The 15,434-nt window shown below is 64.5% G+C and carries 11 protein-coding genes; 1 reads left to right on the top strand and 10 read right to left on the bottom strand.

Annotated features, from left to right (window positions below; all coding sequences use genetic code 11):
• A partial coding sequence (gene bufA1 / locus AX756_RS26935; protein WP_499698277.1) for a BufA1 family periplasmic bufferin-type metallophore occupies positions 1 to 115 on the bottom strand: 115 nt, incomplete at its 3' end.
• 518 nt (positions 116 to 633) lie between these two features.
• On the bottom strand, positions 634 to 2,580 hold the full coding sequence (gene thrS / locus AX756_RS17795; RefSeq protein WP_068314786.1) for a threonine--tRNA ligase: 1,947 nt from the start codon (positions 2,578 to 2,580) through the stop codon (positions 634 to 636).
• Between thrS and AX756_RS17790 the strand changes: the two genes are divergently transcribed.
• Positions 2,570 to 3,721 (top strand): PilZ domain-containing protein, encoded by a 1,152-nt coding sequence (locus AX756_RS17790; protein ID WP_163886913.1) that lies wholly within the window; start codon positions 2,570 to 2,572, stop codon positions 3,719 to 3,721. The genes thrS and AX756_RS17790 overlap by 11 nt on opposite strands.
• 38 nt (positions 3,722 to 3,759) lie before the next feature.
• Here AX756_RS17790 and AX756_RS17785 read toward each other — a convergent pair whose 3' ends face one another.
• The 8 genes from AX756_RS17785 to AX756_RS17750 all read right to left on the bottom strand — a co-directional run bounded on the left by AX756_RS17785 (position 3,760) and on the right by AX756_RS17750 (position 15,255).
• Complete coding sequence (locus AX756_RS17785; RefSeq protein ID WP_068314759.1) at positions 3,760 to 4,965, bottom strand: MFS transporter; 1,206 nt, start codon at positions 4,963 to 4,965, stop codon at positions 3,760 to 3,762.
• A gap of 98 nt (positions 4,966 to 5,063) precedes the next feature.
• Positions 5,064 to 5,393, bottom strand: a complete 330-nt coding sequence (locus tag AX756_RS17780) for a DnaJ family domain-containing protein (protein ID WP_068314757.1) — start codon at positions 5,391 to 5,393, stop codon at positions 5,064 to 5,066.
• Positions 5,394 to 5,397: 4 nt separating this feature from the next.
• Complete coding sequence (locus tag AX756_RS17775; protein ID WP_068314745.1) at positions 5,398 to 6,300, bottom strand: DUF2950 family protein; 903 nt, start codon at positions 6,298 to 6,300, stop codon at positions 5,398 to 5,400.
• Positions 6,301 to 6,304: 4 nt separating this feature from the next.
• Positions 6,305 to 7,930 carry a DUF3300 domain-containing protein gene (locus tag AX756_RS17770; protein WP_068314742.1) on the bottom strand — a complete coding sequence of 542 codons (1,626 nt, stop codon included), beginning with the start codon at positions 7,928 to 7,930 and terminating at the stop codon, positions 6,305 to 6,307.
• A 109-nt stretch (positions 7,931 to 8,039) separates the two neighbouring features.
• Entirely contained in the window at positions 8,040 to 10,994 is a 2,955-nt protein-coding gene (locus AX756_RS17765; RefSeq protein ID WP_068314740.1) for a valine--tRNA ligase, read from the bottom strand.
• A 151-nt stretch (positions 10,995 to 11,145) separates the two neighbouring features.
• Positions 11,146 to 12,210, bottom strand: a complete 1,065-nt coding sequence (locus AX756_RS17760) for a lipocalin-like domain-containing protein (protein ID WP_068314738.1) — start codon at positions 12,208 to 12,210, stop codon at positions 11,146 to 11,148.
• Entirely contained in the window at positions 12,200 to 14,602 is a 2,403-nt protein-coding gene (locus tag AX756_RS17755) for an ABC transporter permease (protein WP_068314737.1), read from the bottom strand. Before AX756_RS17755 ends, AX756_RS17760 begins: the two co-directional genes overlap by 11 nt.
• Positions 14,599 to 15,255, bottom strand: coding sequence for an ABC transporter ATP-binding protein (locus AX756_RS17750; protein ID WP_068314736.1), 657 nt, complete (start codon positions 15,253 to 15,255; stop codon positions 14,599 to 14,601). Before AX756_RS17750 ends, AX756_RS17755 begins: the two co-directional genes overlap by 4 nt.
• Between the last annotated feature and the right edge of the window lie 179 nt (positions 15,256 to 15,434).

Below are 15,434 nucleotides of genomic sequence, written 5' to 3'. Positions count from 1 at the left end.
AAACGCCGAAGCACTTTTCCTTGTGGTTATCGGCAGCGGCTGTGGTGGCAACAGCGCCGGAAACGGCGGCGGCAACGGCACCGACGAGGGCGAGAGTCTTGATATGGTTGGACATAGCGATCCCTTTACGCATTCTGATGTTCAATCAGCCGCCACTATCTGCGGGGCATGAGAAGAATTTAGGCGGGGGGAGGGATGAACTGCCATTCACACGGGCGTCATTCACGCGCCCGTCAGATGCCGGGAGCATTGTGCGGATGAAATGACGGTTCTGTGAGGTGTTAAGGTATGTTTTTCAGAGGTTTGATTTGAAATGTTGCAAGCTGCGCTGCGGCATGCTCGGTAGGAATGTTTCAATAGTTACGCGATGAAGGCGAAGAAATTGCGTCCATACAGGGTGGGATCACAGAATGTTTCAGTGGACCGCCCGTGTATGCTCCCGGAAAGGCGGGAAGAAAGGCGCCGTGACAGCCTATGGCATCTGCTTTTACATGGAACCTGTCGCCAATCGCTCGTTCTGGATTGCAGACCGCTGGGCCAAGCGCAGGGGGCAGAGCCCCCCGTCTTCCAAGGCAATAGTCCCGGAGCGATCCAATGTCTGTGGACGGAGCCCCGGGAACCTTCCGGCCGGAATCAAGCGAGATCGGGTGGCAGCGCTTCCTTGGCAAGGCTTGCAACGATCTCGTCGAGCGCAACCGTTTCGGTCTTCTTCTCGCCCAGGCGGCGCACGGTCACGGTGCGGTTCTCAACCTCGCGCTGGCCAATGGCGAGGATCACCGGCACCTTGCCGACCGAGTGCTCGCGCACCTTGTAGTTGATCTTCTCGTTGCGAATGTCGGCTTCCGCGCGCAGGCCGGCCTCCTGCAGGATCTTTACCGCTTCCATCACGAACTCATCCGCATCCGAGACGATCGAAGCTACCACGACCTGCCGCGGTGCCAGCCACATCGGCATTCGGCCGGCATAGTTCTCGATGAGAATGCCGATGAACCGCTCGAAGGAGCCGAGAATGGCGCGGTGCAGCATCACGGGGCGGTGCTTCTCGCCATCTTGGCCGACATAGTTCGCATCCAGCCGCTCGGGTAGGTTGAAATCGGCCTGGAAGGTGCCGCATTGCCATTCGCGGCCAATCGCATCGGTCAGCTTGAAGTCCAGCTTCGGCCCGTAGAAGGCGCCTTCGCCCGGATCGAGCTCGAAATCGTTGCGCACGCTGAGAATAGCCTTTTCCAGCGCCGCTTCGGCCTTGTCCCAGACTTCGTCCGATCCGACGCGCATCTCCGGCCGTGTCGACAGCTTGATGTCGAACTTGGTGAAGCCGGTATCGCGGTAGATGTCGGAGAGCAGGTCGATGAATTTCGAGGTTTCCTCCTCGATCTGGTCCTCGGTGCAGAAGATATGCGCGTCATCCTGCGTGAAGCCGCGCACGCGCATCAGCCCGTGCAGCGCGCCATGCGCCTCGTAGCGGTGGCAGGAACCGAATTCGGCCATCCGGTAGGGCAGGTCGCGATAGGACTTGATGCCCTGGTTGAAGATCTGCACGTGGCAGGGGCAGTTCATCGGCTTGAGCGCGTTCATGCGCTTCTCGTTGGCATGTTCCTCGTCGATCTCGGTGATGAACATGTTCTCGCGATACTTATCCCAGTGGCCCGAGGCCTCCCAGAGCTTGCGATCAACGACCTGCGGCGTCTTCACCTCGCGATAGCCCGCCTTGTCGAGCTTGCGGCGCATGTAGTCTTCCATCTCGCGATAGATGGTCCAGCCATTGGGGTGCCAGAAGACCATGCCAGGGGCTTCTTCCTGGAAGTGGAACAGCTCCATCTCCTTGCCGAGCCGACGGTGATCGCGCTTCTCGGCCTCCTCAAGGAAATGCAAATAATCCTTGAGCTGCTGGCGGTTCTGGAAGGCGGCGCCATAGATCCGCTGGAGCTGCGGACGGTTGCTGTCGCCGCGCCAATAGGCGCCGGCCACCTTCATCAGCTTGAAGGCGTCCGCCGGAACCTGGCCTGTGTGCTGCAGGTGCGGGCCGCGGCAGAGATCCTGCCAGTGGCCGTGCCAATACATCCGGATCGGCTCGTTGCCCGGAATGCTCTCGATCAACTCGACCTTGTAGGGCTCGTTGTTGGCCTCGTAATACTTGATCGCCCGCTCGCGTTCCCAGACCTCGGTGGTGACCGGGTCGCGGCGGTTGATGATCTCCTTCATCTTGGTCTCGATCAGGCCAAGATCCTCGGGCGTAAACGGCTCTTCGCGGTCGAAATCGTAATACCAGCCATCCTTTATGACCGGCCCGATGGTGACCTTGATCTCCGGCCAGATCTCCTGAACGGCGCGGGCCATGATATGGGCGAGGTCGTGCCGGATCAGTTCCAACGCCGGCGCCTCGTCCTTCATCGTGTTGATGGCAATGCTCGAAGAGGCCTCGATCGGCCACTGGAGGTCCCAGTGCTGGCCATTGACCAGGGCCGAGATGGCCTTCTTGCCCAGAGAGGTGGAGATGGCGGCGGCGACCTCGGCGGGCGTTACGCCCTGCGGGAAGTCTCGGCTCGCGCCATCGGGAAAGGTGAGGGAAATGTCGGCCATATTGGCGCTCCTCGTCGGTTTGGCGCCCACAGAACGCCCGGTTGCGAAGCCACCCCTGCCGATGTCGGACATGTCCGTCTCTGCCAGGGAGGTGGCGATTCATTGGAGTATGTGCGGCTTTACTGCACCCGTCGGAACCGAGATGCAACCCGGCTCGCAACAGGCGCTGCAACGGCGCACCGGCGTTATCCGAATTGAAACCTGTTTGCGGACAGATGGCGCCATGAAACCGCTCGGCATGCTGCTGTCATTCATCGCGTCGCGCCTGTTGATCGCCATCGTGTTGCTATGGCTCCCGTTGGCGAATTCCGTGCGGGCGGGGGCGGATTCGCTGCTTTGCGGTTTCCTCATCGGCTTCGGTTCCACCGAAAAGACAATCGTCGTCATGGTGGAGCATCTGTCGTCGAACGACGCGATCAACCTGGCCCATTCCGAGAGCCGGATGCTGGACTCCACCTTTCTGCGCTTCAAACGCTGGTACCCAGATATCGCCGTTCAAATCGAGCCCTATGTGCGCAGCCGCCAGGAGGTCTTTCATGGCTATATTACGGGGGGAGCAGGCAAGGCTGCCGCGCGCTATCTCGGGGAAGGCGCTTTCTCCTCGCTCGAGAACCTGGAGAAGACACTTTCCACCCATGGATGCTCCGTGCCCTTCAACCGTGTGGAGGCCATGAGCCAGATGCAGCAACACGCCTCCGTGGTCCGGGAGGAATGGGGCTCCAACCTGTTGCGCGGCCTGCGCGGAGCCGTGCCGCTGACATTGCTGAGCGCGGCCTGTATTGGCGGTCTGGTCGCGGCCTTCTTCTACGAGGCCCGGAGCCGCCTGCGGCAGATTCGCTACCTGGTGAGCGTGAGTTCACGGCTGTTGACGCCGTCCGAGGTCCATTCCTGCAGGATCCGGGATATCAGCCGACGGGGGGCGAAGCTCTTTTTTGAGGAGCCGCCGGCGCTCGCTCTGAACCAGGCCGTGACGCTATTTGCCGTCGAAACCATGGTTTCGGCCCAGGTGCGATGGGCCAGCAGCAAATATATCGGCGTGGAGTTCAAGCCCCTGGTGCCCCGTCCGTTTCTGGATAACGTGATCTCCGAAAGCAGGACCTTGCGGAAGGTCCGGCGCAGGCCAAAGTCGAAAAACACCTGACGCCAGTTCTTGCCCGGGTACCCCGTCCGCCGGCATCGCTATGGGCCGGGCCTTTGCGGGAAGATCCGATGCAGCAGGTAGAGCAGCGCCGTGGCGATGCCGAACAACGCCATGTTGAGGTTGATGGCGGAGGTCGATCCGTCGAAGAGCGTGGAGGCGACCCAGGCGCCGAGCGCGCCTGCGACCATCTGGATCGCGCCCATCAGCGAGGCGGCAAAGCCAGGCATGTCGGCTGCGGGTTCCATCGCCGCGGCGATGGCTGTCGGGTAGATCATGCCGAAGGCCAGAACATAGAGGCAGATCGCGCCCCAAAAGAGCTGCAGGCCCGGCATCGAGAAGGCCATGAACAGATTGACGAGCCCTGCGAGGGCGAGGGTGGAAAAGCCGATGATGCCGACGAATTCGAGGCTGTGACGCTTGAGCATCTGCCCGGCGAGCAATGCGCCGCCGGTATTGATCAGCGCGGCAATGGCGAAGAGCGGGCCAAAAGCCTCCGGTCCGACGCCGAAATTGGCCTCCACCGTGATCGCGCCCACCGCGCCGAGCGCGACATAGCCGGCGAATGTCAGGCTGCCGCAGGCCATCGGTGCGAGGAAGTCCCGGGTCGAGAACAAGAGCCGCACGGCGCCGCGCAGGAAATGCAGGCTGAAACGTTCGGGACGGCGGTTGCTGTCGGTCTGCCCGAGCGCGAAGAAGGTGTAGGCCAGGAAGCACATCCCCAGCAGGGCGAGCACGCCGAAGATCGCGCGCCAGGAAAACAGCACCAGCATGCCGGAGCCGACCACGGGCGCGATCATCGTGGCCACCGTCAGGATTGCGCCCAGAACGGTCATCATGCGCGCCGCTTCGTTACCGGAAGAAACGTCGCGCACCATCGCGCGGGCAATGACCGGGGTGCCGCCCATCAAGCCCTGGACGAAACGCGCCGCGATCAGGAACTGGAAGCTCGGGGCAAGCGCGCAGGCGAGGCTGGCAAGCGTGAAGCCGGTCAGCGTCAGTTTCAGCGCCAGCTTGCGCCCGAAAGCGTCCGAGAACAGTCCCCAGAAAAGCTGCCCCACCGCATAGGCGAGGAAATAGACGCCGACCAGCATCGCGCCGAGGCGTTCCTCGAGGCCGAAAGCGCGGGCGATGACGCCGGTCGCGGGCAGCACCACATCGACGGACATCGCTGTGAGCGCGGTTATGCCACCCATGAAGATGACCGCGTCGGTGCGCGAAAAGGGCGATGGGTTTGGCTGGGACATGGAGCGGGCCTTGGGAGGAGTTACCCGTGCCCCTTAGCCGCTAATGCGCCCACTCGCCAGATTTTCCGGCCATGTCGCGATGCCCGGGCGCGCGCCGCCTATCCAATGAAGCGTTTGCGCGCTTCCTGCTCCATTGCGTGGCGCATTTCCACATCGGCCAGCTCTGCCATGATTTCCCGGCGACGCGCGGGGTCCGTCTCCGCGGCATAGCTCTCGTGCAGCTCGGCGATGCGTTTGCGCAGCGCGACCTCGCGCGGGAGCGCGCCGGATTCGGCCATGATCCGGTAAGCGATGGCGGTACCAGGGTCTGTGTAGGCGAGCTCGGGGTGCTCAGGGAGCGGTTCGCCCTCCCCGGCGAGTCCGCGCAGCGTTCCGTCCATCTCGGCCTTGCGCATGCGTCGTTCGGCAATACGGTCCCAGCGAAGCATCTTTCTACTCCATCGCCCTCCATCGGGCGTCGGGGTTATAGGTGGTGATTTCCAACGCCGATTCCAATGTCTCCTCTCCGAGATCGGCTTCGTAGACAAGGCCGCTTTCTCCAACGAGGAAACTGTAAGTCCCTGTTTCGCCGTAGATTGCCGGTACCGCCAACAGGGCATGGCCGGCGAGCTGATTGCCGTTGATGACATAGTCCATCGCGCCCCCCGGCGCGTCCGGGCCTTGCGCGTTCAGCAGGCGGAAGTAATAGCCGAAAAACGGCTCGGCCGGCACATCGGTCCCGTTTTCGGAGAAACCATCCAGGCTAGCGCGCGCCGCGGCCGCGCCGACGGGGCTGTCGTCGCCGGGCCAGTACAGGCCATCGCGCGCCTCGGCAGAGGAAATGACGGAGTTGGCGAATTCCAGCACACCGTCACCGTCATGGTCCGCCTGGCGGAAGTCCCGTTGGATCTCGACATAGGCCTGCAGGATGTCGATCACGTCGAGCTCGTTCAGCCCGATCAGCCGGGCGACGATCTCCTGCTTTCCGGAGTCGATATCGAACGCCCAGCCCTCGTCGCTCCGCGCAAGCTCGATGGGAAAGGGCCAGCCATCGGATCCCAGCTCGATCGAAACCCGGCCGTCTTCCACCGGCACGAAACGGTAGCCCTGCCGATATATGGCGACGATCTGCGCCCAATCCTCGACGCGGTCTGTGGACTGGTCGTCGCGCATGAGCGCGGCGGAGTCCGGGCCGAGAGCGGAGATCACCGCATCGGTCGTGCCGACATCGAGCGCAGCGACGAGGGCTTCGAGCGCTTCCTGCGGCGAGGGATAAAGCGGGGCCTCCTGTGCGTAGGCGCCAAGGGGGAGGGTTGCGAAGGCCACCAGGGCGGCGAAATGAGACAAGCGTTTCATGGGATTACCTCCGCCCTTTCAGCTTGGCGCCGCTATGGCCACGTTGCGAAGCGGCCTTGGTGCGGGCGCCGCCGGATTGCTTCTTGATCGCGGGCCGGGAGGTGCCGCCCGTGGGGCGCTGGATCTTCTGTCCAGCGCTCTTCTGCTGGATCTGCTGGCGCGCGGTGTTGGATGTGGCGGGCCGTGTCGTCTGTTTTTGCTGGACCTGTTGCTTTACCTGCCCCTGTCCGGCCTGCGGCCGCTGGGCGGGCTTCTGCGTGGTGGCGGGGCGATTGACCTTCACGTCGGGCCGCTCGCCCGAGCGCTTGAGCGCCTCGCGCCCGGCCAGTGCACCGCCGGCAGCACCCGCGGCAATGGCCGCATCGCGCAGCGCATCGCTATTTCCCGGGCGGGAAATGTCGCCGGTGCCCAATCCCTTGGAGACCTGCTGGCGCAACTCGTCGCCGCGATCGGGGCGCGCCTGGGCGGGCAGGGTGGTGGCGCCGCCGGCCTGGCGTTTCTCGGAGATCTTGTTGCGTGCTTCCTGCTGGCGCCCGGCGTCGGGCTTCCAGCCCTTGTTCTCAAGGTTGGTCCGCATCTCGTCGCGCTTGCCCGGGTCGAACTTGCCACGGTCGATATTCTGCAGCTTGTCCCGGTCGATCTGGATGTCGCCGGCTTCGATGCCCTTGCGAATTCTGTCGCGGTCGATATCGCCGGTCCGGATGCCCTCGCGGATCCGGTCGCGGTCGATATTGATGTCGTTGCCGATGATGATATTGCCGTCGAAATCGATGCTGGGATCGCGAATGATCGGCCGGCCGTTCCAGCCACCGCAATAACGGCAGCCCCAATAATCGTTCCAGTCGTCGTTATTGTCGAAAATCGCGTCGATCAGCGCCACGGTGCCATAGACCACGGCCGCGCCCACCGCCGCATCCTGCCAGCGGAAGCCCGAGCCCGCGTAATAGGGCGAGTAGTAATTGCCGCCATAGACCGCGTTCGGGTCATAGGTGGGCACGTAGACCTGCTGCGGATTGGTGGGCTGGATAATGACGGTCTCGGGATTCTGGGTGGAGAGCGTCGCGTCCAGCTCCTCTTCGACCACGGTGACGGTCTGTTCCTCGCTCGTCGCCAGCGCGCCGGTATTGATCGCCTGCTTGCGCATGACCTGCACGGCATCCATCACGTCGTCGCTCTGGGCGAGCATGGCGTTTCCGGTGATCTCGGTCCATTCGATATGCTCGGCCATGCCGGCCAGAACGGTCGGGAAGGCGATGGCCAGAACCTCGACCGAGGGGTCGAAACCCTGCGCCTCGATCTCGGCCTGGAGTGCGTCCTGTTCCAGTTCGGCGTTATGTTGCACGACCCGGTCGGCCTTGACCACTTCCAGCGGATAGGTGGAGGCAACGAGCAACTGGACCAGCAGCGAATCCGGGTAGAGGGCGACCGGGGCCACCAGCGTCTGCAATTGCGCTGGCGTCAGAAGGCCGTCTTCGGTCTGCATCGCGTCCATATCGACCGAGGCGACATCGGCAGGCTGCGCCGCGCTGTCGGAGGTATCGGGCGGGGGCGTGTCGGCGGTCTGCGTCTGCGCGGGCGGGGCCATCAGGGCCAGTAGCGCGGCAGAGGCGAGGGCGGTCGAGCGAAACATGGCATCTCCTCCGGCGAGTCGGTTCCATGAGGCTAACGCGGCCCGGTACAGATACCTAGTCATTTGAGGAGAAACGCCGCCCTGTCAGGCGGCGTTCCGACTGCACGTGTCAGCCGATCTCGGCCAGGCGCTCCAGCGCTTCCTTGAGCCGGTCCTGTTCGGAGGTTCGCTCGGTTAGGTTGTCGCGCACTTCCTCGACCACGTCTTCGGGCGCGGAGGCGACGAATTTGGGGTTGTTCAGCCGCTTGCTGAGCCCGCCGATTTCCTTGTCGAGCTTGGCGATGGATTTCTCCAGCCGCGCCTTCTCCTCGCCCACGTCGATGATGTCGGCCACCGGCAGGCCGAAAGTCGCGCCGGGAACCGGCACCGTGATGCAGCCCTTGGGCATGTCATCGAAGCCCTGCAGGGAGGCGATGCGGGCGATGCGCCTGATCAGCGCCTCGTTGTTGTCCCACGCCGCCTGCGCATTGGCGTCGAGGCCGGTATGGACCATTGGCACCTTCAGGCCGGCCGGCACGCGGACCTGCGCGCGCGCGGAGCGTACGCCGTCGATCAGCGTGATGACCCAGTTCATCTCGGCATCGGCCTCCGGATCGACCAGATCGGCGGCGGTGTAGCTCGGCCAGTCGGCATGAACGATCATGCCTTCGTTGCCCAGCACCTGCCACAGCTCTTCGGTGATGAAGGGCATGATCGGGTGCAGCAGGGTAAAGGCCTGCTCCAGCACCCACCGCATGGTGGCGCGGGTCTCGGCCTTCAGCGCCTCGTCGTCGCCTTGCAGCATCGGCTTGGCGAACTCCACGTACCAGTCGCAGACCTTGCCCCAGGTGAAGGCATAGAGCGCATTGGCGGCGTCGTTGAAGAGATAGGCGTTGAGCGCCTTGTCCACCTCCTCGCGCACCTTGGCCGTCTCGCCGATGATCCAGCGGTTGACGGTGGCGGAGGGCTTGGAAGCGGGGTCGATGGGTGTGACTGACGGCTCGAACACGCCGTTCATCTCGGCGAAACGCGCGGCGTTCCAGATCTTGGTGCCAAAATTCCGGTAGCCGGCGATGCGTTGCATGTCGAGTTTCAACACGCCGCCGAGCGAGGCCATGGCGGCATTGGTGAAGCGCAGCGCGTCGGCGCCGTATTCGTCGATGATCTCCAGCGGGTCGACCACGTTGCCGGTCGATTTCGACATCTTCTTGCCCTTGGCGTCGCGGACGAGGCCGTGCAGATAGACGGTGTCGAAGGGGATCTGATCGACGACGGCGAGCTGCATCATCATCATCCGGGCGACCCAGAAGAAGAGAATGTCCTGACCGGTGACGAGCACATTGGTCGGGAAGTATTTCTGCGTTTCCTCGGTCCAGTTCGGCCAGCCCAGCGTGCCGATGGGCCAGAGACCGGAAGAGAACCATGTGTCGAGCACGTCGGGGTCGCGATAGACCGGCAGGGCCGAAGGCTCTTGCGGCGAGCGGATGCGGCCCTCGGTGCGGGTGCGGCCCACGGCGGCTTTCAGCATCTGTTCGGCTTCGGCGCGTTCGGTGACGATCTTGAAATCGCTGTGGCCGTAGTAGTCGGCCATCTTCGCGAAGGCCTCTTCCTGGTTGGCGGCACAGAAGGGGCGCCAGACCGCCTCCGGCTCGCCCTCGTGATCCATGAGCGCCGGCGCGTACCAGACCGGGACCTGGTGCCCCCACCAGAGCTGACGCGAGATGCACCAGGGCTCGATGTTTTCCAGCCAGTGGTAATAGGTCTTCTCGCCGCTCTCCGGCATGATCTTGACGGTGCCGTCGCGGACGGCGTCGAGCGCGGGGCCCACGATCTTGTCGGTGTCGACGAACCATTGGTCCGTCAGGTAGGGCTCGATGACGACCTTGGAGCGGTCGCCATGCGGGACCATGTGGCGGTCCGGGTCGATGCCGTCGAGCCAGCCATTGTCCTGCGCCTCGGTGACGATGGCGTCGCGCGCCTCGTAACGGTCCTGACCGTCGAGCCGTTCGATGGTCTTGGCGAGCATTTTCGGATCGCAGCCGGATTCGAACTCGGCATTGCCCTTGAGGAACATGGTCGCGGTGGTGGACAGGATGTTGATCACGTCGAGCCCGGCGCGCTGGCCAACCTGCCAGTCGTTGAAATCATGCGCAGGCGTGATCTTCACCGCGCCGGTGCCCTTGGTCGGGTCGGCATATTCGTCCGCGACGACGGGGATCGAACGGCCACAGAGCGGCAGCTTCACGCGGGCGCCGCGTTCCAGCAGGCCCTTGTAGCGCTCGTCCTCTGGGTGAACCGCGACGCCGGTATCGCCCAGCATCGTCTCGGGCCGGGTGGTGGCGACGACGAGGTAATCGCGCGTCTCGCGGAAGATCTCGTTGCCGTCCTCGTCCTTCTCGACATGCTCGTAGCTCTCGCCACCCTCCAGCGGATAGCGCAGGCGCCACATATTGCCGTTGACCTCGATCTGCTCGACTTCGAGGTCGGAAATGGCGGTCTCGAAATGCGGGTCCCAGTTGACCAGCCGCTTGCCGCGATAGATCAGGCCCTTTTCGTACATGTCGACGAAGACCTTGATGACGGCTTCGTGGAAATCGGGGCTGTTCTCGTGGCCGGTGCGCGGATCGTTCGGGGCGCCGGCCATGGTGAAGGCGTTGCGCGACCAGTCGCAGGAGGATCCGAGGCGCTTCAATTGCTCGATGATCGTGCCGCCGGATTTCCCTTTCCAGTCCCAGACCTTTTCGAGGAATTTCTCGCGGCCAAGCTCGCGGCGCGAAGGCTGCTGATCGGCGGCAAGCTGGCGTTCGACGACCATTTGCGTGGCGATGCCGGCATGGTCCTGCCCGGGCTGCCAGAGCGTGTCGAAGCCGCGCATGCGGTGCCAGCGGATCAGGATGTCCTGCAGCGTGTTGTTGAAGGCATGGCCCATATGGAGGACGCCCGTCACGTTGGGCGGCGGGATCATGATGCAGAAGCTCTCATCGCGGCTGGCATTGGCGCCGGCCTTGAAGGCGTCCGCCCTTTCCCAGGCAGCGTAGATGCGGGATTCGGCCTCTTGGGCGTCGAATGTCTTTTCCATCGGCATTGTATCGGTCCTCGAACGGGTCGGGGGATCGTTTACAGAAGCGGGAAGCGAAGGGGAAGGGTGTGGGAGCGGCTATTCAATTGTGCGCCTTCGGCGCGTTGTCTTTCAGCGCTTCGCGCGGTGAGGACACGGACCCACCCAAGCGGATACATCAAGGAGCGGTGTAGCCGGTCATTTCGAGGTAGCCCTTGCCCGTGTGACTGCCGGTGATGGTGACGGGGCCTTCCCAGTAGGGGAAGGTGAGGTCCATCCAGGATTGCGGGTTGAGCGCGTCGAGGCGGAGGGAGAGAGACCGCGCAGGCAGGTCGATCTGCCATTGGGTAGGGATGGGGGCACCATTCACATCGGTCGTTTCGAGCGGGGTCATGGTGAGCGCGCCGTTCGGGTAGGGCGAGGGCGTGCCGTCGGCGGCGATCCATGTGGCTGAGGTGAAAGGCGCGCCCTCGCGATCCCGCAGGCGGAAGCCCATGAGCTTCTCGCCTCCGTCGAGATGGAGCGAGATCCAGTCCCAGCCGTCCTGCGTTTCCGAGAGCGGTTGGGAGGAATACTCGCGGTCGAGCCAGCCTTGCCCGGTGACCTCGACCGGTCCGGAAGGCAGGGAAAGCGAGCCTTCGATCTCGTAGAACGGTTGGGAATAGTAATAGCTGGCCTGGCCTTCGGGGGATTTGACCGAATAACCATCGATTCCTTGAGGCACGAGTGGGCCGGTTGCCTGCAATGTCAGGTCATAAGCGAAGCCCTCGCCATTGGCGGCGAGGCTGAGGCTGTCGAGCGGGTCGCCGGAGGGGGCGGTGCTGGTCATGTGCCAGTCGTCGATCCATGCTTCGAAAGGCGCCGTGGTCACGCCGGCTTGTCCGGTGCCGCCACGGGCGAGGCGCTCGGCGGCGAAATGGGTTTCCGGCGTCGTCAGCCCTGCATTGCCGAGCCAGATCTGCGGCGAGTCCCAGCCTTCGGCCGCGAACGGAGCCAGCGCGGAGCGGAAGAGCGTCCACTGGATGCCGTAATCGGTGCCGCTCGCGTCGGAGAGGTTGGCGGTCAGGTACCACCACTCGATGCGGTAGTCCGGGTGAGGGCCGTGATCGGCGGGGAAGGAGAGGGCGGCTTCCGGGGCCGGGATGGCGAAGCCCTCGGCCTCGGTGCCGAGGCCGGCAAAGCCCTGTGCGCTGGCGGCGCTGGCGGCGAGCCAGAGGAGGAGGGCGAGGCGGTCAGCGTTCATCGGCAAAGACCTTGAGAAATTGCGACGGATCGGTGCGGGCCAGGCGGCGCACCGGCAGGTAGGCGGCGAGCAGCGCGGCGATGAGCGAGAGCGCCAACAGCCAGAGCCACTGGGCCGGGAAGAGGAACATCGGCAGCCGCCAGCCGAAGGCCTCGACATTGACCACCGCAAGCAGCGACCATGCCAGCATCAGCCCGGTGGGCAGCGCCAGCGCGAAGGTCAGCGTGGCGAGCGCAAGTGAGCGCAGGGTTTCCAGCCGCGCCAGTTGCGCCCGCGTCAGCCCGAGCGCCCATGGCGGGGCGAGCTGGGGCAGGCGCATGCTGGACAATGTCAGCAGCGCGGTGAGGATCGCGAAACCGGCGACCGAGAGCGTCAGCACGTTGAGCGCGCCGGTGACGGTGAAGGTGCGTTCGAAGATCTGGAGTGACGTCGCCTTGAGGCTGTCATTGTCGATCAGGTTGGCGCGTGGCAGACCAAACTCCTCGTGGAGGGCACGGGCGAGGCCCTCGGGATCCTTTGTCAGGATGCCATGGCGCAGGCGCGGCAGTTCGTGATGATGTTCCTGCAGGAGAGGCAGGTGAACGATCGCCTGTCCCGCCGGATTGCCGTAATCGGAATAGATCGCGCTGACCGGCAGCGTCCAGCCGGGGCCGAGCGTGACCGGATCGCCGGGCGAAAGATCCTCCCGATAGGCCAGCTGCTCGTTGATGAGCGCGCCGCGGCCGGCATAGAAATCTTCCCACGGGGTGTCGCTGGACGCCAGGAGCGGCCAATGCGAGCGGTAAACTTGGTGATCGACGATGCCGTAGATCTCGCCCGGCGCGCCATAGAGAGGGCTGTCCACCTTCCAGATCGGCAGAACGGCATCGGCACGTGTTTCAAGCCAGGCGCGCAGGCGTTCGCCGTCGGCTTCGCTGGGGGCGGTGACGTAGAGTTGGGAGACCAGGCGCTGATCGAGCCAGCCGGTGAAGGTGAGCCGGAACGAGGAGACCATGGTCGAAACCCCGACATTGGTCGCCAGCGCCAGCAGGAGTGACATCAGGGCAAGCGACAGGCCGGGAACTTGCTGGCGGGTGTCGGCCCAGAACCACTGGGCGACCGGACCGCGCGCCAGGGCAGCGCCAGCAGAGAGCGCCGCGCCCAGCATGAGCGGTAGCAGCAGGGCGGCCCCCAGAAGCAGCCCGCCCATCAGCGCGAATCCGGCAAGTAGTCCGTCGGCAAGGATCGGAGCGGCGATCCCAGCGACCAGCAGTGCCAGCCCGGCCAGGGCCTGCCGGCGCAGCGACCTTGTCGAGGCGACCGCCCAGGCGCGCGGGCGGGCGCTGGCCAGAAGCGGCATCTTGCGGATCGCGTTCAGCCCGTGGGCCGCGGCGACCAGCGCTCCAATCAGCGCGACGCCCAGCCCGGAGGCGGCCCAGGTCGGATCGAAGGCAAGGCTGCCGGGAATGCTGGCCCCGTAGAGGCCGCGCAAGGTTGCGGCCACGTCTGGCAGCAGTGCGGCGGCGATGAGATAACCGAGCGCGATCCCCAAGCCACCAGCCAGAAGCGCCAGCAGCAGGATTTCGGCCAGCAGCAGGGCCAGCAGATTGCGCAGCGGCAGGCCGAGCGCGCGCAGGGTGCGGAAAACGGAGCGCCGCTGCTCGAAGGCGAGCCCGATCGTGCCATGGACGATGAACAGCCCGACCGCGAAGCTGAGCAGGCCGAATGCCGTCAGGTTGAGGTGAAAACTGTCGGTCAGGCGCGAGATTTCGCCCTGCGATTGTCGGTCGAAACGCTGCAATTCTGGCGCCAGCGCGGAGGGCACGCCGTTCGGTGCGCCCTCCAGAAGGATCAGCCGGTCGATCTCACCGCCAGCTTCCAGCAGACGGTCGGCCACGGCGATATCGGTGACGAGCCGCCCCGGTGGCAGGGAGGTGTCGGCGATCAGACGTGGCAAGCCGTCGATATCGTGCAATGCGCGCAGCGTGTCCGGGGCGACAAAGGCGATGCCCGGCGGAAGGAAGATTTCGGTCGGCGAAAGTGCCTCCCGCAATTGCGGGTTTCCGGGCAAGTTCGCTTGCGGCGCGGAGATGAAATCCAGCCCGAGCAACTCGATCCGCTGGTCACCGAACTGCGCGCGTCCCTCCAGAACCGGCGAGATCGGCCAGCCGGCCCGACGCAGCTCGGCGAATGTCTCCAGCGGCATGCGCCCGGCGGGATCGGCCAGGGTTTCGTAGCTGCCAAGACCCAGCATGCCTTCGGCGGCCGCATAGGAGCGGCGCGCCTCGGAATTGATTGCCTGAACCGCCGACCAGAGGGCCGTGGCCAGCGCCAGTCCGGCGATCAGGGTGAAAAACTGCAAAGGCTGGCGACGCCAATGCGAAATCAGCGCGGCGAGGGCGGCCCGCCTCATGCCACCCGGCCCTGGCTGAGATGCAATCGCCGCGAGAGACGCCCTGCCAGCCTCGTGGAATGGGTCACCATCAGCAGCCCCGCGCCGGTCTCCGCCACCAGGTCCAGCATGATCTCCAGCACGCTGTCGGCCGTGGCCTCGTCGAGGTTGCCGGTCGGTTCATCGGCCAGCAGGACGGGCGGGCGTGTCGCCAGTGCGCGACCGATGGCGACGCGCTGCTGTTGTCCGCCGGAAAGTTGTTCCGGGTAGCGCGACAGCAGCTCGGACAGGCCGAGACGTTCGCTCAGCGCGGCGCACCAGTCGGCATCGTGCCGCCCGGCGAGGCGCGCCTGAAATGCGAGGTTGGCGGCGATATCGAGCGACGGGATGAGGTTGAATTGCTGGAACACCAACCCGATGCGGTTGCGCCGGACAGCCGCGCGGCTGGCATCGTTGCCCTTGGTGATATCGTCGCCCTGAAGCCGGATCGTTCCCGAATCCGGCGCATCCAACGCGGCCAGAAGGTGCAGTAGCGTGGATTTCCCGGAGCCGGATTCGCCGGTCAGCGCGAGTGTCTCGCCCGACTGCAATTGCAGCGAAACGCCGTTCAGCACGGGCAGCTTTCCGTCGGCGGTCTGGAATGTCTTGGTCAGGTCACGGGCATCGATGAGCATGGGGCCTCGCCGGGTTGTGCGTGGCAAGACGTAGCCCGGTGGCGGAGGGAGTAAAAGAGTGCAGGGGACAGAGGGTCATTATCCAGGCGAGGCGCGCCATTCGAGTGCGCGCGCGTTTCGCGTGTGTACAATCCTGCGGATCATGCTTCCGGCGGAGGTATTTTGCGGAAAGATGAAAG

Source organism: Aliiruegeria sabulilitoris (genome assembly GCF_001558155.1).
GTDB lineage: Bacteria > Pseudomonadota > Alphaproteobacteria > Rhodobacterales > Rhodobacteraceae > Tropicimonas > Tropicimonas sabulilitoris.
This window is presented reverse-complemented; position numbering and strand designations above follow the sequence as displayed.